The following is a 22,887-nucleotide window of genomic DNA, read 5'->3' on the forward strand; positions in this document are numbered from 1 at the left end:
GAGATAGAGATGCAATTTATGTTATCTGAAGAACATGAAATGATTCGCAAGATGGTACGTGATTTTGCGAAAAATGAAGTAGAACCAACAGCAGCAGAACGTGACGAGGAGGAGCGTTTTGACCGTGCGATATTTGACCAGATGGGAGAGCTTGGACTTTGCGGGATTCCTTGGCCTGAAGAGTACGGCGGAATCGGTGGAGATTATTTAGGCTACGTCATCGCGGTTGAAGAACTTTCACGCGTTTGTGCGTCAGTCGGTGTAACACTTTCGGCTCACACATCACTTGCAGGCTGGCCGATCTTCAAGTTTGGTAACGAAGAACAAAAGCAAAAGTTCCTTCGTCCGATGGCAGAAGGCAAGAAGATCGGAGCATACGGCTTAACAGAGCCGGGTTCAGGATCTGATGCAGGGAACATGAAAACAACCGCTAAAAAAGACGGCGATCATTACATCATCAACGGCTCTAAAATCTTTATCACAAATGCTGGAGACGCTGAGATCTATGTCGTGTTTGCCCGCACGGATATCGAAGCAGGATCAAGAGGAGTTTCTGCATTCATCGTAGAAAAAGGAACACCAGGCTTTTCTTTTGGGAAAAAGGAAAAGAAACTCGGAATTCGTTCATCTCCAACACTAGAAATCATTTTTGAAGATTGCCGCGTGCCAGCTGAAAATCTTCTTGGAAAAGAAGGAGAAGGATTCAAGATTGCCATGATGACGCTTGACGGAGGACGTAACGGAATCGCGGCTCAAGCCGTTGGAATCGCACAAGGTGCATTAGATGCTTCCGTGAACTACGCAAAAGAACGCAAGCAATTCGGTAAGCCGATCGGTGTGAACCAAGGAATCGGATTCAAGCTTGCTGATATGGCGACAAAAGTAGAAGCGGCAAGACTTTTAACCTATCAAGCGGCATGGAGAGAGTCTGAAGGTCTTCCATACGGTAAGGAATCTGCAATGTCAAAACTTTTCGCAGGAGACATCGCGATGGAAGTTACGACAGACGCTGTTCAAGTATTCGGCGGATACGGCTACACGAAAGAATATCCGGTTGAACGTTATATGCGTGATGCGAAAATCACACAAATTTACGAAGGTACACAAGAGATCCAGCGTCTTGTTATTTCTAAAATGCTTTTGAAAGATTGATGGTGTGAAGTTTTACGACACAGTGGCTAGGGAAACTCCTTGCTAAATCAGTTCTCTAAAGCCGAACTTCTCTCAAGAAGTCTTTAGTATTTCCTTCTGTGAAAAGTTGTAGGTGATTGATGTTTCAAAAAACAGAGGTTTGCTAAATTTGTTTTAAAACACCCTTGCAGTTGATTGGAGAGGAAGGTGCGAGACTCCTGCGGGACTGGCGGTCAGGTGAGACACTTAAGAGTGAAACGTCCGAATGTGGCTCACCGCCTGCCCCGCGGAAAGCGAGCACCTGGATCGGAGATCAACTACTTCCGTAAAAAGATTTTCAAGACCACTTTAGGAGGAAACCATGCATCCATTAGCACAGCGCATCCAGCAAAAAGACGAACGTGCTCTCGCGAAAGCGATCACGCTTGCCGAGAACAACGGTGAAGACAAACTCGAGCTTTTAAAGAGCATCTACCCGCTACAAAAAGGTGCCCACTGGATCGGCATCACCGGTTCACCTGGTGCGGGAAAAAGCTCGCTCGTTAATCGCCTCATCTCTTTTTTGCGTAAAAAAGAAATGACTGTAGCCGTTGTTGCGGTCGATCCGACAAGTCCTTTTAGCGGCGGTTCTATTCTTGGAGACCGCGTGCGCATGGCTGATCATTTTACCGACCCAGGTGTTTTTATCAGAAGCATGGGGACGCGGGGCAGTCTCGGCGGCCTTTCAAGGTCAACGAAAGAAACAGTAAGGCTGATGGATGCGTATGGTTTTGATGTGATTTTAATAGAGACGGTTGGGGTAGGGCAGTCTGAGCTCGACATTATGAAGCTAGCGGATTCGGTTGCGGTTGTTTTAAATCCGGGCAGCGGGGATGTTGTGCAAGTCTTTAAGGCAGGAATCATGGAAATTGCGGACCTTTTTGCAGTGAATAAAGCAGATATGCCAGGGGTTCCAAAGCTGCTCGCAGAGATTGAAGCGATGCTTGACCTTGTAAAACACGACAGTCCGTACCGCCCGCCAGTCGTACAGACCATTTCTACGGAAAATATAGGTTTAGAAGAGTTGTGGAATGCTCTTTGTGTGCACCGTGACTATTTAAATAAAAGTGGTGAAGGCAAAGAACGAAAGCTTTCGAACCTCAAGCGTGAGGTGATGGAAGTGGTTCAGCATGAAATTTATCAGGAAGTTTGGAAAAACGAACAGAAAAACGGGTTCTCCTGGCTGGCCGACTTAGAATCAGGTACGACAGACCCTTATACAGCTGCAGAACACATTTTAAAAGGACGTTTGCAGCCGGCTGACGGGAAACAGAAATGAGGGAGGCCAATTGGGTAAGAAGGAAGTGCCGTCGCTCGTAAAAGATGAAAAATTGATTCAAAGGCGACGGGAAGAGATGGTAAAAGCGGCAGTTTCTCTATTTAAAGAGAATGGATTCCACCGCACGACTACCCGTGAGATCGCAAAAGCTTCAGGATTCAGCATCGGCACACTTTATGAGTACATTCGTTCAAAGGAAGATATTCTCTATCTCGTTTGCGATAGCATCTATGACGGGGTAAAGCTGAGACTTCAGCAGGATATCAATGGGGAAGACAGCGGCATTCAAGGAGTCGAACGTGCGATCACAGCCTATTTTAAGGTAATGGACGATATGCAGGATGAAGTGCTCGTCATGTACCAGGAAGCAAAGTCACTCTCTCACGAAGCACTTCCATATGTGCTGAAAAAAGAGCTGGAGATGACGGCGATCTTTGAAGAACTGCTTTTTAAAGTAGTGAAGCAAGGTGAACTGCAGTTAACTGAAAAAGAAATCCAGGCAGCAGCTCACAATATCTTGATCATAGGTCAGATGTGGACGTTCAGACGCTGGGCGCTGCAGAAAATGTATACGTTGGAAGAATATACCCAATTACAGCTTCAACAATTGCTTTATGGCATAAAAGGAGCGTAAGAAAGGATGAATGAAATGACACAGACCGACATTTACCGGCCGAAAAATCCGGTTCGATTTGTAACCGCTTCCAGTCTTTTTGATGGTCATGATGCGTCCATTAACATTATGCGAAGAATCATTCAGTCAAACGGATGTGAGGTGATCCACCTTGGACATAACCGTTCTGTAGATGAAGTAGTGAGTGCAGCGATTCAAGAGGACGTTCAAGGAATCGCGATTTCTTCTTATCAAGGCGGACACGTTGAATATTTTAAATACATGATCGATCTATTAAAAGAACGCGGTGCAGGACATATCAAAGTCTTTGGCGGAGGCGGCGGTGTTATTATCCCGCCTGAGATCAAGGAGCTTCATGCTTATGGTGTAACGCGCATCTTCTCACCTGAAGATGGAAGATTGCTAGGACTTCAAGGTATGATCAATAAAATGGTAGAAGAATGTGATTTTCCGACAGTAACTTCTTTAACTGACGAGATTGAGAAAGTGAAAGAAAAAGATGTGCGCTCTGTTTCTCGTCTTATCACACTAGCGGAAAACGCAAAGCAGGCACCAGAAGAGATCGCGGCAACGGCTGAACAGACGTTAAATGAGTTAAAAAGTCTGCAGAAGCAAGTGCCTGTTCTCGGAATTACTGGTACAGGTGGAGCGGGAAAAAGTTCACTGACTGATGAACTTGTGCGCCGTTTCTTAAATGAGTGTGAAGACAAAACGATTGCGATCATCTCCATCGACCCGACAAAACAAAAGACTGGCGGGGCACTTTTAGGTGACAGAATCCGTATGAACGCCATCTATCACCCTCGTGTGTATATGCGCTCACTCGCAACGCGCGGCTCTCGTTCCGAGCTGTCTGATGCGATTAAGGATGCGATCGCTGTAACGAAGGCAGCTGGATTTGATCTGATCGTTGTTGAGACAAGCGGAATCGGCCAAGGGGATGCTGGTATTTCTGAGATCTCAGATGCTTCACTTTATGTGATGACAAGTGAGTTCGGTGCACCGTCACAGCTTGAGAAGATCGATATGATCGATTATGCGGATATTATCGCGATCAATAAGTTTGAGCGTAAAGGTTCTGAAGATGCGCTTCGTGATGTGAAGAAGCAATATCAGCGCTCTCGCAACTGGTTTGATAGAGAGCTAGATGAGATGCCGGTTTATGGAACGATCGCAAGTCAGTTTAACGATGCGGGTACGAATATCCTTTTTTATCACTTGATGAAGGTGATTGAAGAAAAGTCTGGAATAAATTGGGGCATTCAGCCGGCTGCTGAGGCGATGACGGCGAAAAAGAACGTGATCATTCCAGGTGAACGTGCGCAGTACTTGAATGAAATCGCACAAACCGTACGTAAATATCATGAAACGGTAGATGAACAAGCGAAGTTAGCTCGCAAATCCTTCCAGATTCAAGGGACGCTTGAAACGGTAAGAGAATACGATGTAGCAGGTGAAGAAGTAGAGGCGAGTTTGAATAAAGCGCTTGAAAAAGTGGAAGAAAAACTTTTACCAGCGACTTCAAAAGTGCTGAAACAGTGGCCAGAGCTAAAAGAAATGTACAGCAAGAAAGAATTCGTAACGAAGATCCGCGATAAAGAGATCGTGACTGAGCTGACGACGAAAAGTCTATCAGGTCTTGATATTCCAAAGGTGGCGCTTCCGAAGTTTGAAGACTGGGGAGACATCGTAAAGTGGATCATGAAAGAGAATGTACCAGGCTCGTTCCCTTACACAGCTGGCGTGTTTCCTTTTAAACGTAAAGGAGAAGATCCGAAGCGCCAGTTCGCTGGAGAAGGAACACCTGAACGGACGAACCGCCGTTTTCACTATCTATCAAAAGATGATGATGCAAAGCGATTGAGTACAGCGTTTGATTCGGTGACTCTTTACGGAGAAGATCCGGATTACCGTCCTGACATCTACGGTAAAGTTGGGGAGAGCGGTGTGAGCATCTGTACGCTCGACGATATGAAGAAGCTGTATGACGGTTTTGATCTGATTGCTCCTTCTACATCTGTTTCGATGACGATCAATGGTCCGGCACCGATCATCCTAGCGATGTTCATGAACACCGCGATCGATCAGCAAGTGAAACTTTTTGTGGATACGAATGGCCGACAGCCAAATGAAGCTGAGTATGGCGAAATTAAAGCGATGACGCTTGCCTCCGTCCGAGGAACTGTTCAAGCTGATATTTTAAAAGAAGATCAAGGGCAGAACACGTGCATCTTCTCAACTGAGTTCGCGCTGCGCATGATGGGTGATATTCAGCAATACTTTATCGACCATCAAGTCCGCAACTATTATTCGGTTTCCATTTCTGGCTATCATATCGCTGAAGCTGGCGCGAATCCGATCACACAGCTCGCGTTCACACTCGCGAACGGATTTACGTATGTGGAATATTATTTAAGCCGCGGTATGGACATTAACGCATTTGCGCCTAACTTATCGTTCTTCTTCTCAAATGGGTTGGATCCGGAATATAGCGTGATCGGCCGTGTGGCTCGCAGAATTTGGGCAACCGTTATGCGCGATAAGTACAAAGCGAATGAACGCAGCCAGAAGCTGAAGTATCATATTCAAACGTCTGGACGTTCCCTTCACGCGCAAGAGATTGATTTTAACGATATCCGTACGACGCTTCAAGCGTTGATGGCACTTTATGATAACTGTAACTCGCTTCACACGAATTCGTATGATGAGGCGATCACGACACCGACAGAAGAATCGGTTCGCCGCGCGATGGCGATTCAGATGATCATCACAAAAGAGCTAGGGTTAGCTCGAAACGAGAACTCGCTGCAAGGCTCGTTTATCATTGAAGAGTTAACAGATCTAGTAGAAGAGATGGTTCTGCAAGAGTTCGAGCGCATGAATACAAGAGGCGGCGTGCTTGGTGCGATGGAAACACAGTATCAGCGCGGAAAGATTCAGGAAGAGTCGATGTATTATGAGATGAAAAAGCATGATGGCTCGCTTCCGATTATCGGTGTGAACACGTACTTGAACCCGAATCCGCCATCTGAAGAAGAGTTCAACATGCAGCTCGCTCGTGCGACGAAAGATGAAAAAGAGCAGCAGATTCAGAATTTGAACGCATTCCAAGAGGCATGCAAAGATCAAGCAGGTGAAGCTCTTAAACGTTTGAAATCTGTTGCATTGTCTGGCGGAAACATTTTCGATGAGCTTATGCATACTGTAAAATCTGCAAGTCTCGGACAGATTACGAGTGCGCTTTATGAAGTAGGCGGAAAGTATCGTAGAAATATGTAAATCATGAAATGAAAAACATGGTGCTCTGTATATGGGGCATCGTGTTTTTTTGTCTTTATTTAGATCTTTAATTAATTAAAAATAGGGAATTTCTAAACTTTCAAGCTGGGATCTAAAATCCCAGCTTTTTTTTATGAAATAATCACTTGGTATTTAGTAAAAGATAAAACAATCATATTACCGATTTGTTGTACGGAAAAGAATTATATATCTATGAAAGGGGGAGGCATATTGAATTGGTTTAAGAAGGGTTCAAAAACAGAAGAAGATTCATTACTTAAAGTTATTGAGCAATTCAAGAAGTCCGGTGATTTTATTGATTTCCAAAACCCTCAATCGCCAACCCACTATTGGATATCCTACTTTGGTTCATTAGTGGATGCGGAGATTATTCATCGTGACATCCTTCCTTATTTAAATAAATCATCTTTTAAAAAAATAGAAGATCTTAAGGCAGCTCTTCCCATTGAAAATATAGTGGTTACAAGTGATCTTGGGCAGATTCAACAAATGATGTTAACAGGTTCTGTGCTGATTCGCTTAAACATTGCAGATAAACAAGGTCTGCTTGTAAGAGCAGAGATGAATAAAGCGCGGGAAGTAACGATACCAGAAGAAGAATTCAGTGTTGTTGGTCCTAAGGAATCGTTTGTTGAGTCCTTAACGACAAATTTAAATTTAATTAGAAAGCGGCTGCCTATACCAGAATTAGAGATCAAAGAATTTAAGATAGGAAATCTTTCAAAGACAAGAGTGGCGGTCGTATATATTTCTGGAATAGCTAACGAAGAAAACATTAATACCGCGTTGCAGAGAGTGGGGGATATCCAGTTCCATCAAATATTGGATAGTTCGTATATTGCTCAAATGATACAGGACAATGACAACTCACCGTTTCCACAGCTGATTGACACAGAACGGCCAGATCGTGCAGCGGGTGTTCTGGCTGAAGGAAGTATCGTTATATTGGTAGATGGATCGCCGCATGCGTTAATTGGGCCAACTACCCTTGTGAAATTTTTTTCAGCTTTGGAAGATTATTTTGTTAATTGGCAACTGGCATCAGTATTAAGGATTCTACGTCTAATTGCCGTAACGTTTTCAATTTTAGTAACACCAATCTATGTAGCCATCCTTAATTATCATTATGAATTGATACCGAAAGATTTGATGGCTACTCTCGTATCTTCTAGAAGTTTAATCCCCTTGCCGCCTTTTTTCGAGGCACTCATTTTAGAACTGACGATTGAACTTTTAAGAGAGGCAGGGGCAAGGCTTCCGACGAAAGTAGGACAAACAATTGGTATCGTAGGTGGAATAGTAATTGGAACAGCCTCTGTTGAAGCGGGATTAACAAGTAACGTATTGCTGATCATCGTTGCATTAGCAGCACTGGCTTCATTTACGACACCTGTATACAAAATGAGTAACACCATTCGTATGATCCGATTTCCATTTTTAGTGATGGCTGAATTATGGGGATTGGTCGGCATTGCGATTGCTTTTATATTCTTAATGGGACACTTGCTTCGTCTCACTTCTTTTGGCAGACCGTATTTAGAACCCATTTATCCTCCAAGGATTGAAGATCTAAAGGACGCATTCGTTCGTTTACCTTTTAAGATGCAGCCGAAAAGACCCGTGGAACTGCAATCACCGGAAACGATCAAGTTTTCAGAAAAAGCAGCGAAACAGAAGAAGGATATTGATGAATAAATTTCTTTATGGAGATGTTATTTTATGAAAGTAGCGGTAAAAGAACAATTTCTAATATCCCCTTATCTGGCCTTTTTCATTGTGCATAGTATGCAGACTGGTGTCGGTGTTATGGGTTTTCAACGGTACGTGGCCATTTATACAGAACAGGATTCGTGGATCCCAGTATTAATAGGAGGGGCTGCTGTACATCTAGTGATTTGGATGATGTATAAGATGCTAAATAAAGAGCAAGGAGATATCCTATCTATCCATGAGACTGCTTTTGGAAAATGGTTTGGCGGTTTTTTAACCTTGCTTTTCATCATGTATTTAATGGCAATGGGAATTACGGTACTTCGGACATTCATAGAAGTGCTCCAAGTCTGGATGTTTCCGTTGTTGAAGACCTGGACGTTTACCCTCGTTTACTTAATCGCTGCATATTATATCATCGCAGGGGGATTCCGTTCTGTAGTCGGTGTCTGTTTTTTAGGGGTGGTGGTTCCCTTCTATCTGATCCTTACTTTTTTAGCACCACTTGAATTTGCGAACATTCGTAATTTGTTGCCAGTATTTGATCATTCCATGAAAGAATTTGCCTTATCCTTTAAATCTATGACTTTAAGTTATTTAGGATTTGAAACGCTCCTTGTTTTTTATCCCTTTTTTAAGAAGCCGGAAACGTCGCAGAAATGGTTTCATTACGGAAATCTTTTTACCGTGTTTTTATATTTATATCTAATGATTATCACACTTATTTATTATACTCCTGATCATTTGAAACGTACGATTTGGGCTACAATAGCTATGTGGAAAATCATAAGGTTCCCTTTTGTGGAACGGTTTGAATATATTGGTCTAGCCACATGGACGATAGCTATCCTTCCTAATGTTTGTTTGGCGTTTTGGGCTGCAAGCAGGATGACAAAGCGAACGTTTAACATTAACCAAAAAAAATCGCTTATCTTTATATTAATGATTGCATTTATCGTAAGCCCATTGTTTAAAGATCGTACTGAAATTGATCTTTTAAATAGCATTGTCTCTCAATTTGGCCTTTATTTTAATTTTGGATATATACCATTCTTGTTTTTCATTCATTACATAATGAGTAAAGTGAGAAGAAAAGTATGAAAAAAATTGTTATAACAATCATTATTATAGCCATAGTGGGATATTTTGGGAGAATTGACAAAGAAATTCTGGATGAGTTGGACATTGTTACAGCAGTGGGGTATGACTCTAAAAGCAAGAATAAAATAGAGGCTACTGCAGTCGTGCCAGTTGTAAATCCCGATAAAAGTATTTCGAACAAGACGATAACATCCATAGGTAATTTAAGTAAGGAAACCTTATATTATCTTAACAAAAAATCGGCTAAACCCGTTGTCAATGGAAAGATAGAAGTAGCTCTCTACAGTAAACAGCTTGCTGAAAAGGGTTTACAGAATTATATAGATTATCTTCATCGAGATCCAAGTATCGGTACGCGACTGCTTTTAGCTGTTGTTGATGGAAATGTTAAAAAGATGCTAGAGGAACCTTTTAAAGAATTCGACACAGGGACGTATATTCAAAGACAAATCATACAAAACATACAAAATGGATTTATACCTACAACAAATGTACACTTGTTTCTATCTTCCTATTACACGGAAGGTATGGATCCAGTGCTACCTATTATTGAGCTAAAAGAAAAAAATATTAATATTAAAGGGCTTGCCTTATTTAAGGGAACAAAAATGGTTGACTCAATCCCTTATAGAAAAATGTTCGTCTTTAAAGCGCTGCATGAAAATATTAAAAATGCGGGATATAAATTAAGAACTACAGAAAAAGGGAAAACGGAGTACATCTCAATCCAAGGAATTCAAACAAAAAAGAAATTTCAAGTTCAAAACATACACACATCTCCGAAGATCACACTTCATTTAAAGATAAAAGGGTATATCAGAGAGTATACTGGAGCTACAGTAACAGCAAATACGGTAATTAAAGCAGAACGATTAATGAAGGATAAAGTGCAAAAAGAAACGGTATCCATGATTAAAAATTTTCAAAGATATAATATTGATCCGTTGGCATTTGGTGAACAAGCAAGAAGCAGAACAAGACATTGGGATAAAAAGAAATGGGAGCAGCAATACAAAAAAATGAAAGTAAATGTTGTAGTGGATGTCTCGATTGTTGAAATCGGTGTTGTTGACGGCCACTAAATACTATAAGGGATCAATCGTTTATTCATAGTTACTATTTTAAAAAGCTATTTTTTGAAGATGCTTTTAATAAGTTGGTCACATAACCTATGAATCCTGGTAAAAATGACGAATAATTTTAAAAAAGATAGATTACCACTGGCATATCCGTATGGGATTTGTTTATAATGAAGAGTATGATTCTTCTAGAGAATGAGCACAATGTGTTGATATAAATGAGTGTGGAGAAGGAAAGGAAGTGCCGATGTGGCTATGTTGAACACGTATACGAAGGAACAAGTCGTTGAAATGTCTATGGTCGAAATCGCATTTGAAATTTTGCAGAATGAGAAGCAGCCTGTTCAATTCTACGATTTAGTTAAACAGATCGCTGAAATCAAAGGCCTGTCTAAAACTGCAGTTGAAAACCGAATTGCGTATTTTTACACAGATATGAACATTGACGGACGTTTCGTTTCATTAGGAGATAACAAATGGGGTCTTAAAACTTGGTACCCAGTAGAAAGCTCTGAAGAAGAACTAGGTGCAACAAACAAACCGACAAAACGTAAAAAAGCTTCTGATGATGATTATGACTTCGAAGAGGACTTTGATGATGAAGACTTCGATGAGTTAGAAGTTGAAGATGAGTTCGTTGAAGACGACGATCTTGCTGATGACGATGATGATGATGACGACGATGAAGAAGAATTAGATTTTGATGAAGAAGACGACGAAGAATTTGATGAAGATGAAGATGAAGATCTTGAAGAGGAAGACGAAGATCTGTAATCGAAGTTTTCAATAGAAGTTGTAGAAAACCGGTGCCTTTTAGGTGCTGGTTTTTTGTTTTTTTGATAGATGTGGATTAAGAGCAAAAATTTGTGGATTGCTCATCAGAATTTGTGGATTCGAGGCTGAAACTCGAGGATTGAGAACCAAATCTCGCGGATTCAACCTCGTATATTCGGGATTCAACGAGGGGATTCCTGAATATACAATGAAATTTTACCGTTTCATCCTAAAAAAGGATTCTTACAGACCATCTTGACATGTGCTCTGGACTCGGGTAATATTCTTTTTGGGCTATTCCTGTATCTTTTATTTAAAAGAGTAATTTTATATGATATCAAAGCAAAAGTGCCCCCTAACCATAGGGGAAGTGTCTTTTGCTTTTTATTTTTTTACGGATTGGTACTTATCATAAGCCCCTTCCGATAGTAGAAAAAGCGTTAAACGCACATACTTATTTTAGAAAATTTAGGGGGATTGAACACATGACAAAATATATTTTTGTTACAGGCGGGGTTGTTTCTTCTTTAGGAAAAGGGATTACTGCTGCATCATTAGGCCGTTTATTAAAAAACCGTGGAGTTAAAGTAACAACTCAAAAATTCGATCCTTATATCAACGTGGATCCAGGGACGATGAGCCCTTATCAGCACGGTGAAGTTTTCGTAACAGATGATGGTGCTGAAACGGATTTGGACTTAGGTCACTATGAGCGTTTTATCGATATTAACCTAAACAAATACAGCTCTGTTACCACTGGGAAAATTTATTCAACGGTTCTTCGCAAAGAGCGCCGCGGTGAGTATCTTGGTGGAACAGTTCAGGTTATTCCGCATATCACAAACGAGATCAAAGAGCGTGTTTTCCGTGCTGGCCGCGAAACGAATGCAGATGTTGTTATCACAGAGATCGGTGGAACAGTTGGTGACATCGAGAGCTTGCCATTCCTAGAAGCGATTCGTCAGATTAAAAGTGATGTAGGCTCTGAAAATGTAATGTACATCCACTGTACGTTGATTCCTTACATTCGTGCTGCAGGCGAGTTGAAAACAAAGCCGACACAGCACAGTGTAAAAGAACTACGCAGTCTTGGTATTCAGCCGAACATCATCGTGGTTCGTACCGAAATGCCAGTTCCACAAGAAATGAAGGACAAGATCGGTCTATTCTGCGACATCGATCCGAAAGCAGTTATTGAAGCAAGAGATGCGGACACACTTTACCAAGTGCCGATCGATCTTCAAGAGCAAAAGATGGACGAGCTTGTGTGCAAACATCTGAAGCTTGAGACGCACGAGCCAGATATGGCGGAATGGAAAGAACTGATCAACCGAGTAACAAACCTGAAAGGAAAAGCGAAGATCGCACTAGTCGGAAAATATGTGGCACTTCAAGATGCTTATATTTCTGTTGTTGAGGCGCTTCGCCACGCTGGGTATCACTTTGATACGGATATCGAGATCGACTGGATCAACTCTGAAAACGTAACGGCAGAAAATGTGAACGAACTTCTTCAAGGTGCTGATGGTATCCTTGTTCCTGGCGGATTCGGAGACAGAGGAGTAGAAGGAAAGATCTTGGCTACTCAGTATGCGCGTGAGAATAAAGTTCCTTTCTTAGGAATCTGTTTAGGTATGCAATTAGCTTCAGTAGAGTTTGCCCGCAACGTTCTTGGACTGGAAGGCGCTCATTCAGCAGAATTGATGCCTGAAACGCCATTCCCGGTAATCGATTTACTTCCTGAACAAAAGGACATCGAAGATCTTGGCGGAACACTTCGTCTAGGATTATATCCTTGTAAAATTAAAGAAGATACAAAAGCGTTCGATGCTTATAACGATGAGGTGGTTTACGAAAGACACCGTCACCGTTACGAGTTCAACAACGAGTATCGTGAACAGATGGAAAAAGCAGGCTTCATCTTCTCAGGAACATCTCCTGATGGACGCCTTGTAGAAATCATCGAATTAGAAGATCATCCATGGTTCGTTGCGTCACAGTTCCACCCTGAATTCACATCACGACCAACACGCCCTCAAGCATTATTCCGCGACTTTATCGGTGCGGTAACACAATTGAAGAACTAATATATTATGGCCGGCAGCTTCCTCATTTTTTGAGTGGGGCTGCCGGTTTTTTATGTTCGTTTGGTAAGGGATGTACAGTGGGGTGCGTCCGTTTTAGGCGGACCGAAACAGGTCTGATTTAACTTTTACGTGATTGAGGGCAATTTTCCCGTGATTTCCCAACTTTTTTCCGTGATTAACAACAAAAATACCGTGATTGCAGCTGTTTTTTCCGTGATCCACCTCGTTGATGTATTTCTCAAAAAGAAAAAAGCTTGGCAAAACGCCAAGCTCCCTTTTAATCCAGTTCATATTCCTCTAAAATTTCTTCTGTCGTCAAAAATAGTGCGTAATAAGCAAATAAAGCGGTTAATCCTGATGGAAATCCTAAGCGGGAGCCATCATCTAGCGGCACTAGGCCGCGAACTGCCTTCGTATCGATTACAATATCAGCCGTCGTCTCCAAATCCGCTTCTTTTCCGCGCCCACCCATCAAAATGACATGACAATCAGCCATTTGACGCACTTTTGCACAAAAAGCCACCGCTTCTTCATCATTCACAAAACGAGTTGCAACAACCACACTATCAACCGGTAATAATTTCTCCCAGCTTTCATCCGAAAACGCTACAGCCTGACGGAATTGATTTTCACCATATAGTGCCTCACTTACAACAGCTTCCATCTCACCGAACCCCTTGAAATGAACGGTTCCTTCTGACAAAAAAGTCTGTGCCAGCAAGCGGGAAGCTTCTTCAATCGACTGTTCTTCTTTATCGGAAATGGATTTTAACAATCCTGCAACTTGTGTTGAAAATATTTTTAACATGAAAATGACTCCTAACTTTTTCTTAAATCGTCGTGAAAATGCTTCTTTATTTAGTATACTGAATTTAACAATACAATTCATGGTTAACAGCAGGAAAATGATCTGACTATCGAGAATGATATACAGACAAAGAAACTCAGATGAGGTGAGCAATAATGAGCGGGAAAATATTAATAGTAGACGATCAGTATGGCATAAGAATTCTTTTGAACGAAATTTTTCAAAAAGAAGGTTATAGGACGTATCAGGCAGCTAATGGTGTACAAGCTCTTTCTATTGTAGAAAAGGACCGTCCTGATCTTGTCATTTTAGATATGAAAATTCCTGGAATGGATGGTTTGGAAATTCTTCGCCGTGTCAAAAAACACGATGAGACCATTCAAGTTATTATTATGACGGCTTACGGCGAACTCGACATGATTCACGAGGCGATGAAACTGGGAGCTATTACTCATTTTGCAAAACCGTTCGATATTGATGAGATCCGCGCAGCGGTTAGGAAAGAACTTCCATTAAACACGCCTTCCTCTTAAAAATCTTTTAAATGCAGGCGTGCCGCCAATGATAGCGTTTACACCCCAAAAACGTTGATGTGTTGCGGTTTTCAGGCGATATTGGTATGCTATACTAGAATGAAATATGAGCATTATGAAATGTTTAGCAAGACGCCATGAAAGGTAAACTATAATGGCTTCTTTTTGCTGTGTATGCACATTTCAGCAAATATACTATACAAAATGTAGTTGGTCTGCTCGTGCCAATATCTAAGGAGGACATTACTATGCCTTTAGTTTCAATGAAAGAAATGCTTGAAAAAGCAAAAGCGGAAAATTATGCAGTTGGTCAATTCAATTTGAACAACCTTGAGTTCACTCAAGCGATCCTTAAAGCTGCACAAGAAGAGAAATCTCCAGTAATTCTTGGTGTTTCTGAAGGTGCTGCTCGTTATATGGGCGGATTCAAGCTTGTAGTTGCTATGGTTAAAGCGCTTATGGAAGAGTACAAAGTAACTGTACCTGTAGCGATCCACCTTGACCACGGTTCTAGCTATCAAAAGTGTGCTGAAGCCATTCATGCAGGTTTCACATCTGTAATGATCGACGGATCTCACCACCCATTAGAAGAGAATATCGCTCTTACTAAAAAAGTTGTTGAGCTTGCTCATTTCCACGGCGTTTCTGTTGAAGCAGAACTTGGCCGTATCGGTGGACAAGAAGACGATCTAGTTGTTGAAGATGCTGATGCAGCTTACGCAATCCCTTCTGAGTGTGATCAACTTGTTCGTGAGACTGGTGTTGACTGCTTCGCGCCTGCACTAGGATCTGTTCACGGACCTTATAAAGGTGAGCCGAACTTAGGATTCGACCGCATGAAAGAAGTAATGGAACTAACTGGTGTACCTCTTGTACTTCATGGTGGTACTGGTATCCCAACAAAAGATATCCAAAAAGCAATTTCTTTAGGAACTGCTAAAATCAACGTAAACACTGAAAATCAAATTGCTTCTCACAAAGCCGTTAAAGAATACATCGGATCTAACCCAGACAAGTATGATCCACGTAGCTATTTAACTGCAGCTCGTGATGCAATCCAAGCTACTGTAGCTGGAAAAATGCGTGAGTTTGGTTCTTCAAACAAAGCTTAATACAACCTTTCTTTGAAACCGCCTATACATCATAGGCGGTTTCATTTACACTATAAGAGTGTGAAAAATGACAAGCTTTTTAAGTGTCTACTCCAGGGTTATTGTAAAATTGTAAGCGTAATCCTTCGTGTATGAAGACGCACAAGTTATAAAAGAATATAGAAGATAGAAAAACTCAACAAACAGGAGTGATTATTTTTGAAATTCTTTATTGATACTGCCAACATTGATGATATTAAGGAAGCCTATGACCTGGGCATTTTATCTGGAGTAACAACAAACCCGTCTTTAGTTGCTAAAGAAAAAGGCGTTGATTTTCATGAGCGACTAAAGGAAATCACGAGTCTTGTACCGGGTTCAGTTAGTGCTGAGGTGATCGGAACTTCTTATGAAGAAATGGTTACAGAAGGCCGTGAGTTAGCGAAGATCGCGCCAAACATTACAGTAAAAGTTCCAATGACACTTGATGGATTAAAAGCGGTTAAAACATTTTCTGATGAAAACATTAAAACAAACGTAACGCTTATTTTTAATGCGAACCAAGCATTGCTTGCAGCAAGAGCTGGTGCAACATATGTATCACCGTTCTTAGGGCGCTTAGATGATATTGGCCAAGACGGGCTTGAACTCATCTCCCAAGTGGCGCAAATTTTTGCGATCCATGAGATCCCAACCGAGATCATCGCAGCATCCATCCGCCACCCTGTTCACGTAACAGAAGCGGCAATCCGTGGAGCGCACATTGCAACAATTCCGCCAAACGTAATCAAAGGGCTTGTAAAGCATCCTTTAACAGATCAAGGGATCGAAAAATTCCTAGCCGACTGGGAAGCTGCGAATAGAAAGTAATTTCACATTGTAGCTATTGGAAGTGGTTGATTTCCATTTCAGATGCTCGCTTTCCGTGGGGCAGGCGGTGAGCCACATTCGAACGTTTCACGTTTAAGTGTCTCACCTGCCCGCCTGTCCCACAGGAGTCTCGCATCTTACATTCCAATCAACGGTCATAGAAGACAAAATTTTAAAGCAACAATCTTCTAGTAAAGCTTTGATTTATTTCATCTTCATCGTAAGTTGATTGGAGCAGAAGGTGGCGAGACTCCTACGGGACGAGCGGTCAGGTGGAGACTCCTAACGGCGCAAAGCGGCAGGAGGCTCACCGTACGCCCCGTGGAAAGCGAGCCACCTGGAGCGGAAATTAACTGCTTAACGTAGCGACATAGAAACACATAAATTTTATACATGAAAAGAAAATTTTGGTAAATAATAATACTATTGAAACTGGTAATGCAATCACAACTTATGTGACTCTTACTGAAAGGAGTTTACCATGGAAAAACTGATGATTGAAGGGGGCTATCCTCTCGAAGGAACGGTCCATATAAGCGGAGCAAAGAATAGTGCGGTGGCATTGATTCCCGCTACGATACTAGCAGAATCTACCGTTACCATTGATGGTTTACCTAACATATCAGATGTTCGTATTCTGCGTGATTTGTTAGAGGAAATCGGAGGGGAAGCTTACCTGGATGAGAATCAGACTCTAACGGTTAACCCTGAAAAAATGATTGCGATGCCGCTGCCGAGCGGAAAAGTGAAAAAGCTTCGTGCGTCTTACTACTTGATGGGTGCAATGCTCGGACGATTTAAAAAGGCTGTTATCGGATTGCCTGGAGGATGTAACTTAGGGCCGCGTCCGATCGATCAGCACATTAAAGGGTTTGAAGCATTAGGCGCAAAAGTAACGAACGAGCAAGGGGCGATCTATCTTCGTGCAGATGAGCTTGTTGGAGCACGAATCTACTTGGACGTTGTAAGTGTTGGTGCGACAATCAATATCATGCTTGCAGCAGTAAGAGCAAAAGGACAAACGATCATTGAGAACGCGGCTAAAGAGCCTGAAATCATTGATGTAGCCACACTTTTAACAAGTATGGGTGCAAAGATTAAGGGTGCAGGTACTGATGTGATTCGAATTGATGGTGTCGATGAGATGCATGGCTGCCGTCATTCAATCATTCCTGACCGAATTGAAGCAGGGACATACATGATCTTAGCAGCGTCAATGGGTCAGCAAGTGCTCCTTGATAATGTGATTCCGCTTCACTTGGAATCGCTGATCGCGAAACTGCGCGAGATGGGCGTTTTCATTGAAACAAAAGATGATCAAGTGCTCGTTTATCGAGGGAAAGACCCATTAAAGAGCGTTGATATTAAAACGCTTGTCTATCCAGGGTTTCCGACGGATCTACAGCAGCCGTTCACTTCACTTTTAACAAGCTCAGAAGGAACGAGCATTGTAACCGATACGATCTATAGTGCGCGTTTTAAACATATTGACGAACTTCGCCGTATGGGAGCAACTGTGAAAGTTGAAGGACGTTCTGCTATAATAAATGGGCCGACAAAACTTGCGGGCGCAAAAGTAAAAGCATCTGACCTTCGTGCAGGAGCAGCGCTAGTGGTTGCAGGGCTTATGGCAGAGGGTGTAACAGAGATCTCTGGCCTTGAGCATATCGACCGCGGCTATGAATCTTTAGTAGACAAGTTAAAAGGGCTTGGTGCTAAAGTATGGCGTGAGAGCATGGGTGCCGAAGAAATGGAAGAGCTAAGGAATTCATAAACAAAAATGAAAAATCACCTATACCCGGTGATTTTTCTTCAGGATAAAAATGTAAGCGTTTCAAGACTGGGGAGGGGACACACATGGAGAGAAGTTTATCGATGGAGCTTGTTCGTGTAACAGAAGCAGCAGCTCTTGCATCAGCGCGCTGGATGGGTAGAGGAAAGAAAGACGAAGCGGATGATGCGGCAACAACCGCAATGCGAAATGTTTTTGATACGGTTCCTATGAAAGGGACTGTTGTAATCGGAGAAGGAGAAATGGACGAAGCACCAATGCTTTATATCGGTGAAAAGCTTGGGACAGGCTATGGTCCGCGAGTAGACGTGGCAGTTGACCCGTTGGAAGGAACAAATATCGTCGCATCAGGTACATGGAATGCGCTTGCGGTTTTAGCGATTGCAGACCATGGAAACCTTCTTCATGCGCCAGACATGTATATGGACAAGATCGCAGTTGGCCGTGAAAGCGTTGGAAAAATCGACATCAATGCACCTGTCATTGACAATTTAAGAGCAGTAGCGGAAGCGAAAAACAAAAATATTGAGGACCTCGTAGCGGTTATTCTAGATCGACCTCGTCATGAGCAGATCATTCAAGACATCCGTGAAGCGGGTGCCCGTATTAAATTGATCTCAGACGGTGACGTGGCAGCAGCAATCAATACAGCGTTCGACGATACAGGTGTAGATATTTTATTCGGATCAGGCGGAGCTCCAGAGGGAGTAATCGCAGCAGTAGCATTAAAATGTCTTGGCGGAGAGCTTCAAGGCAAGCTTCTTCCTCAAAACGATGAGGAATTAGAACGCTGTAAACGTATGGGTATTGATGACGTGAACCGTGTATTATACATGGACGACCTTGTAAAAGGCGATGATGCAATCTTTGCAGCAACAGGTGTAACAGACGGTGAGCTGTTAAAAGGGGTACGTTTTGACGGATCAACAGGAACGACGCAATCGGTAGTTATGCGTGCAAAATCAGGAACAGTGCGTTTTATCGATGGTAGACATAGTTTAAAGAAAAAACCAGACCTTGTGATCAAACCATAAAGAAGAGGGTAGGCCGGACAATTTCGTCCGGTCTTTCCGTTACATGTACATGATTGAATGACAATTTTGAGTTGCAAAAGCTCTGGATGTATTGTAAATTCTCGATAGACAGTCATTTGTTCCTTGAGTTTCTGCTGCTTGATTAAAGACTGAATATGTGGTTAAAATAAGAAGTATGATTCATTAGGTTAATATTTTCTTCATACCCACTAATCCCTTAACTTTCAAAGGAACTCCTTCCATTAAAAAACCAAAACCAAACCAACAAAAAATCCCATTTAAAATAAAAACAAAAGTCAGTTATTAATAGAAAAGCGTGGTGTCACTATGGGGATAGATTTAGCAACATTAGAGACAAAGAAGTTAAAAGAGCTTTATGAGCTTGCCAAACAATTTAATATTCAATATTACGGTAAATTAACAAAACGAGAATTGATGTTTTCGATTTTGAAAGTACAGGCAGAACTTGATGGCTATTCATTCATGGAAGGTGTATTGGAAATCATTCCGAACGAAGGATTCGGCTTTTTGCGTCCGATCAACTACTCACCGAGTTCTCAAGATATCTACATATCTGCCTCACAGATCCGCAGATTTGATTTAAGAAACGGGGATAAAGTGTCGGGGAAAGTTCGTCCTCCGAAAGAAAACGAGCGTTATTACGGACTTTTACAAGTTAATGCGGTTAATGGAGAAGACCCTGAAACAGCAAAAGAACGTGTCCATTTTCCTGCACTGACAGCTTTATATCCAGAAAAGAAAATGGTAATGGAGACAACGAGCAACAATATCTCAACACGAATCATCGATATGATGGCACCTGTTGGATTTGGCCAGCGTGGATTGATCGTCGCTCCTCCAAAAGCGGGTAAGACAAGCCTGTTAAAAGAGATTGCACACAGTGTAACGACGAACAACCCGCAAGCGGAATTGATTGTTTTGCTTATCGATGAGCGTCCAGAGGAAGTAACAGATATCGAGCGTTCTGTAAAAGGTGACGTTGTAAGTTCAACGTTTGATGAAGTGCCTGAAAACCATATTAAAGTAGCTGAGCTTGTTTTAGAGCGTGCCATGCGTCTTGTTGAGCATAAAAAAGATGTTGTTATCTTGCTGGACAGCATCACGCGTCTTGCTCGTGCATACAACTTAGTTATTCCGCCAAGCGGTCGTACGCTTTCTGGTGGTATCGACCCGGCTGCGTTCCACCGTCCGAAGCGTTTCTTTGGTGCTGCTCGTAACATCGAAGAAGGCGGAAGTCTAACGATTTTAGCAACGGCTCTTGTTGATACGGGTTCTCGTATGGATGACGTGATCTACGAGGAATTCAAAGGAACAGGAAACATGGAGCTTCACCTAGACCGCAAGCTGGCTGAGCGCCGTATTTTCCCTGCGATCGACATCCGCCGTTCTGGAACGAGAAAAGAAGAGATGCTTATCGCAAAAGATCATCTTGAAGCCCTTTGGTCGATCCGCAAGACGATGGATGACTCGTTCGATTTCGTAGATAAATTCATGAAACGCATGCGCAAAACGGAAAACAACGAGGAGTTTTTCGAGCTGTTTGAGAGTGAAAAAAAGGGAACGCCAAAAAGAGCTAAACCCGTAACAAACTAACGAAAAAGTATGGTTGCAAATGGGTTTTGTCCCTGTTATACTATTTTTATGTGTTTATAACTCTGTCTCCGCATAGGAAACAGGGCAGAAGGAGTGGAATTAGAAATGAAACAAGGAATTCATCCGAATTATAAAAAGGTTATCTTTGTTGACGCTCAAAGCGGATTTAGCTTCCTTTCAGGTTCAACTTTGTCTTCAAACGAGACAATGAAGTGGGAAGACGGTAACGAATATCCAGTAATCAAAGTGGATGTTAGTTCTGACACTCACCCGTTCTACACTGGACGTCAGAAGTTCTCTGATGTTGGTGGACGTGTTGACCGCTTTAAGAAGAAATACAACCTTAAGTAATTTGTTGCAAGCAAAAGGGCAGGAGTCTTTCTTGCCCTTTTTTCTTTTATATAAACATACATTTTAAAGACTCGGTAACTGTATGGATGGACCGGGTTTTTTATACGCCTTAAAAGGAGTAAAGCACTCCTGTACCGAACGTGTAAGTATGAGAAAACAGAAGCAAAATCGTACATACTAAGGGAAAGATTGTTGCGAAAGGGGGAGCAGGCCATGTATGTGATGAAACAAAATGGCTGGATCGAATTGATTTGCGGCAGCATGTTCTCTGGAAAGTCAGAAGAACTCATTCGCCGTGTAAGAAGGGCAACGTATGCCAAGCAAAAAGTACAGGTGTTTAAGCCGCTGATCGATAATCGCTACAGCGAGGAGTCGGTCGTGTCTCATAACGGGACAGCTGTGTTGGCTGAGCCTGTTGGACGATCTGTTGAGATTTTAAAGAATGTTTTACCGGAAACAGAAGTGGTTGCGATCGATGAAGTTCAATTCTTCGATGAAGACATCATCCCAGTTGCTCAAGAACTTGCGGATCAAGGACTGCGCGTCATTGTTGCAGGACTTGACCAAGACTTTAAGGGCGAGCCATTCGGTCCTGTTCCAAAAATGATGGCACTTGCTGAACACGTGACAAAGCTTCAGGCGATCTGCATGGTTTGCGGCTCACCTGCTAGCCGAACACAGCGTTTGATCGACGGCAGACCAGCTTCTTACGATGATCCCGTGATCTTAGTAGGCGCATCCGAGTCATACGAACCGCGCTGCCGCCATTGTCACGAAGTACCAGGAAAGAAACGAAACCTCCTTTCAGGCGCAGAGGGCTTAGAAGGTCGGTTAAAATAGTTGATTAAGTCCGAAAGCCTTGTGCTTTTGGGCTTTTTTGTTTTGGGTGGGATGAGAAGGCAGAATCTGCGCGTGTCGGAAAATGTCGCGGTATGTCGACTCGTGGATAAATGCTTAAAATTTGTGGAATGGAGGCAAAAACTTTTGGATTCAGAGGCGAAACTTGTGGATTGAAACTCAATATTTATGGATTCACCTAACCAACCTCTGAGTTTCCTTGCTTCAGCCCAGCTCCTCCCATAAAAAAGCGCAGTTTCGCCTAAAGAAACTGCCTGCTATAGAACATAAACACCTCCAGATCAGGAAATCCTAACGATATGGGAGGTGTTTATAGTGAAAAAGGCGATTATTGCTCCAGTTTTCGTGTTGCTCGTGACCACAGCGTGTTCACCTATGCAGTCCTATAAGGAAGAAGGCGCAAAAACGGAACCGGCAGCTCATGAAAGTAGACGGGATGTACGCGATAACCTGTTTGGCCATGGAATTATAAATTACCACCTAACGAAAAATGAGCCGCGCAACAGTTATAGTTTTGACACAAACATGAACCCGAGTGATTATCGGACGATGAACTCAACGCGATTCGATTTGTCTGATGACCAGGATATGATCCGTCAAGCTGTAATTGATGCATCTGGCATTAACCCGCAGATGGTCACCATTAACGGGAACTATGCGCACATTCATATTAACGTGCCGCATGATATGTCAAAAAAGGAACGTGCTGCAACCTATCGTAAAATTATGAATGCCGTTGAACGTGCGGTTCCTCGATATAATTTCTCACTTAAAATCGATGACTAGACTAGCGGGAAATAAA

General features: G+C 42.3%; 19 protein-coding genes. 18 read left to right on the plus strand and 1 reads right to left on the minus strand.

Translation table 11 applies throughout. The annotated features are described in order from the left end of the window. Positions 1 to 9 precede the first annotated feature (9 nt). From AWM68_RS17115 to AWM68_RS17155, 9 genes are all read left to right on the plus strand, one after another. Positions 10 to 1,152 (plus strand): acyl-CoA dehydrogenase, encoded by a 1,143-nt coding sequence (locus AWM68_RS17115; RefSeq protein WP_066244670.1) that lies wholly within the window; start codon positions 10 to 12, stop codon positions 1,150 to 1,152. Between the two features lie 340 nt (positions 1,153 to 1,492). Next, a complete protein-coding gene (gene meaB / locus AWM68_RS17120; protein WP_066244673.1) occupies positions 1,493 to 2,449 on the plus strand; it encodes a methylmalonyl Co-A mutase-associated GTPase MeaB in 957 nt (318 codons plus the stop codon). 10 nt (positions 2,450 to 2,459) lie between these two features. After that, on the plus strand, positions 2,460 to 3,083 hold the full coding sequence (locus AWM68_RS17125; protein ID WP_066244675.1) for a TetR/AcrR family transcriptional regulator: 624 nt from the start codon (positions 2,460 to 2,462) through the stop codon (positions 3,081 to 3,083). A gap of 15 nt (positions 3,084 to 3,098) precedes the next feature. Beyond that, complete coding sequence (icmF, locus tag AWM68_RS17130) at positions 3,099 to 6,362, plus strand: fused isobutyryl-CoA mutase/GTPase IcmF (protein ID WP_066245707.1); 3,264 nt, start codon at positions 3,099 to 3,101, stop codon at positions 6,360 to 6,362. 213 nt (positions 6,363 to 6,575) lie between these two features. Then, positions 6,576 to 8,078 (plus strand): spore germination protein, encoded by a 1,503-nt coding sequence (locus tag AWM68_RS17135; protein ID WP_082820754.1) that lies wholly within the window; start codon positions 6,576 to 6,578, stop codon positions 8,076 to 8,078. A 24-nt stretch (positions 8,079 to 8,102) separates the two neighbouring features. Then, complete coding sequence (locus tag AWM68_RS17140) at positions 8,103 to 9,194, plus strand: GerAB/ArcD/ProY family transporter (protein ID WP_066244677.1); 1,092 nt, start codon at positions 8,103 to 8,105, stop codon at positions 9,192 to 9,194. After that, entirely contained in the window at positions 9,191 to 10,276 is a 1,086-nt protein-coding gene (locus AWM68_RS17145) for a Ger(x)C family spore germination protein (RefSeq protein ID WP_066244680.1), read from the plus strand. The genes AWM68_RS17140 and AWM68_RS17145 overlap by 4 nt, the downstream gene beginning before the upstream one ends. Before the next feature lie 252 nt (positions 10,277 to 10,528). Then, positions 10,529 to 11,047 (plus strand): DNA-directed RNA polymerase subunit delta, encoded by a 519-nt coding sequence (rpoE, locus tag AWM68_RS17150; RefSeq protein ID WP_066245712.1) that lies wholly within the window; start codon positions 10,529 to 10,531, stop codon positions 11,045 to 11,047. Between the two features lie 485 nt (positions 11,048 to 11,532). Continuing rightward, positions 11,533 to 13,134: a CTP synthase gene (locus AWM68_RS17155; protein ID WP_066244683.1), complete on the plus strand. Its 1,602-nt coding sequence runs from the start codon at positions 11,533 to 11,535 to the stop codon at positions 13,132 to 13,134. 277 nt (positions 13,135 to 13,411) lie between these two features. On the opposite strand, the gene AWM68_RS17165 is transcribed toward AWM68_RS17155, so the two are convergent. Further along, positions 13,412 to 13,942, minus strand: coding sequence for a DUF2529 family protein (locus AWM68_RS17165; RefSeq protein ID WP_066244693.1), 531 nt, complete (start codon positions 13,940 to 13,942; stop codon positions 13,412 to 13,414). A 152-nt stretch (positions 13,943 to 14,094) separates the two neighbouring features. Between AWM68_RS17165 and AWM68_RS17170 the strand changes: the two genes are divergently transcribed. From AWM68_RS17170 to AWM68_RS17210, 9 genes are all read left to right on the plus strand, one after another. Then, positions 14,095 to 14,475, plus strand: a complete 381-nt coding sequence (locus AWM68_RS17170) for a response regulator (protein WP_197468209.1) — start codon at positions 14,095 to 14,097, stop codon at positions 14,473 to 14,475. A gap of 248 nt (positions 14,476 to 14,723) precedes the next feature. Continuing rightward, the gene (gene fba / locus AWM68_RS17175; protein WP_066244697.1) at positions 14,724 to 15,587 is read left to right on the plus strand and encodes a class II fructose-1,6-bisphosphate aldolase; all 864 of its coding nucleotides are present in this window, start codon (positions 14,724 to 14,726) and stop codon (positions 15,585 to 15,587) included. A 198-nt stretch (positions 15,588 to 15,785) separates the two neighbouring features. Next, positions 15,786 to 16,436, plus strand: a complete 651-nt coding sequence (fsa, locus tag AWM68_RS17180) for a fructose-6-phosphate aldolase (protein WP_066244699.1) — start codon at positions 15,786 to 15,788, stop codon at positions 16,434 to 16,436. A gap of 481 nt (positions 16,437 to 16,917) precedes the next feature. Further along, positions 16,918 to 18,210: a UDP-N-acetylglucosamine 1-carboxyvinyltransferase gene (locus AWM68_RS17185; protein WP_066244701.1), complete on the plus strand. Its 1,293-nt coding sequence runs from the start codon at positions 16,918 to 16,920 to the stop codon at positions 18,208 to 18,210. An 83-nt stretch (positions 18,211 to 18,293) separates the two neighbouring features. Then, positions 18,294 to 19,262 (plus strand): class II fructose-bisphosphatase, encoded by a 969-nt coding sequence (gene glpX / locus AWM68_RS17190; RefSeq protein ID WP_066244703.1) that lies wholly within the window; start codon positions 18,294 to 18,296, stop codon positions 19,260 to 19,262. A gap of 327 nt (positions 19,263 to 19,589) precedes the next feature. Continuing rightward, positions 19,590 to 20,876, plus strand: coding sequence for a transcription termination factor Rho (rho, locus tag AWM68_RS17195; protein WP_066244705.1), 1,287 nt, complete (start codon positions 19,590 to 19,592; stop codon positions 20,874 to 20,876). A gap of 105 nt (positions 20,877 to 20,981) precedes the next feature. Beyond that, complete coding sequence (locus tag AWM68_RS17200; protein ID WP_066244707.1) at positions 20,982 to 21,227, plus strand: type B 50S ribosomal protein L31; 246 nt, start codon at positions 20,982 to 20,984, stop codon at positions 21,225 to 21,227. A 213-nt stretch (positions 21,228 to 21,440) separates the two neighbouring features. After that, positions 21,441 to 22,067 (plus strand): thymidine kinase, encoded by a 627-nt coding sequence (locus AWM68_RS17205; RefSeq protein ID WP_066244710.1) that lies wholly within the window; start codon positions 21,441 to 21,443, stop codon positions 22,065 to 22,067. 393 nt (positions 22,068 to 22,460) lie between these two features. Continuing rightward, positions 22,461 to 22,871, plus strand: a complete 411-nt coding sequence (locus AWM68_RS17210; RefSeq protein ID WP_156488440.1) for a hypothetical protein — start codon at positions 22,461 to 22,463, stop codon at positions 22,869 to 22,871. The last annotated feature ends 16 nt before the right edge of the window (positions 22,872 to 22,887 follow it).

It is taken from the genome of Fictibacillus phosphorivorans (assembly GCF_001619875.1).
Taxonomy (GTDB): domain Bacteria; phylum Bacillota; class Bacilli; order Bacillales; family Fictibacillaceae; genus Fictibacillus; species Fictibacillus phosphorivorans_B.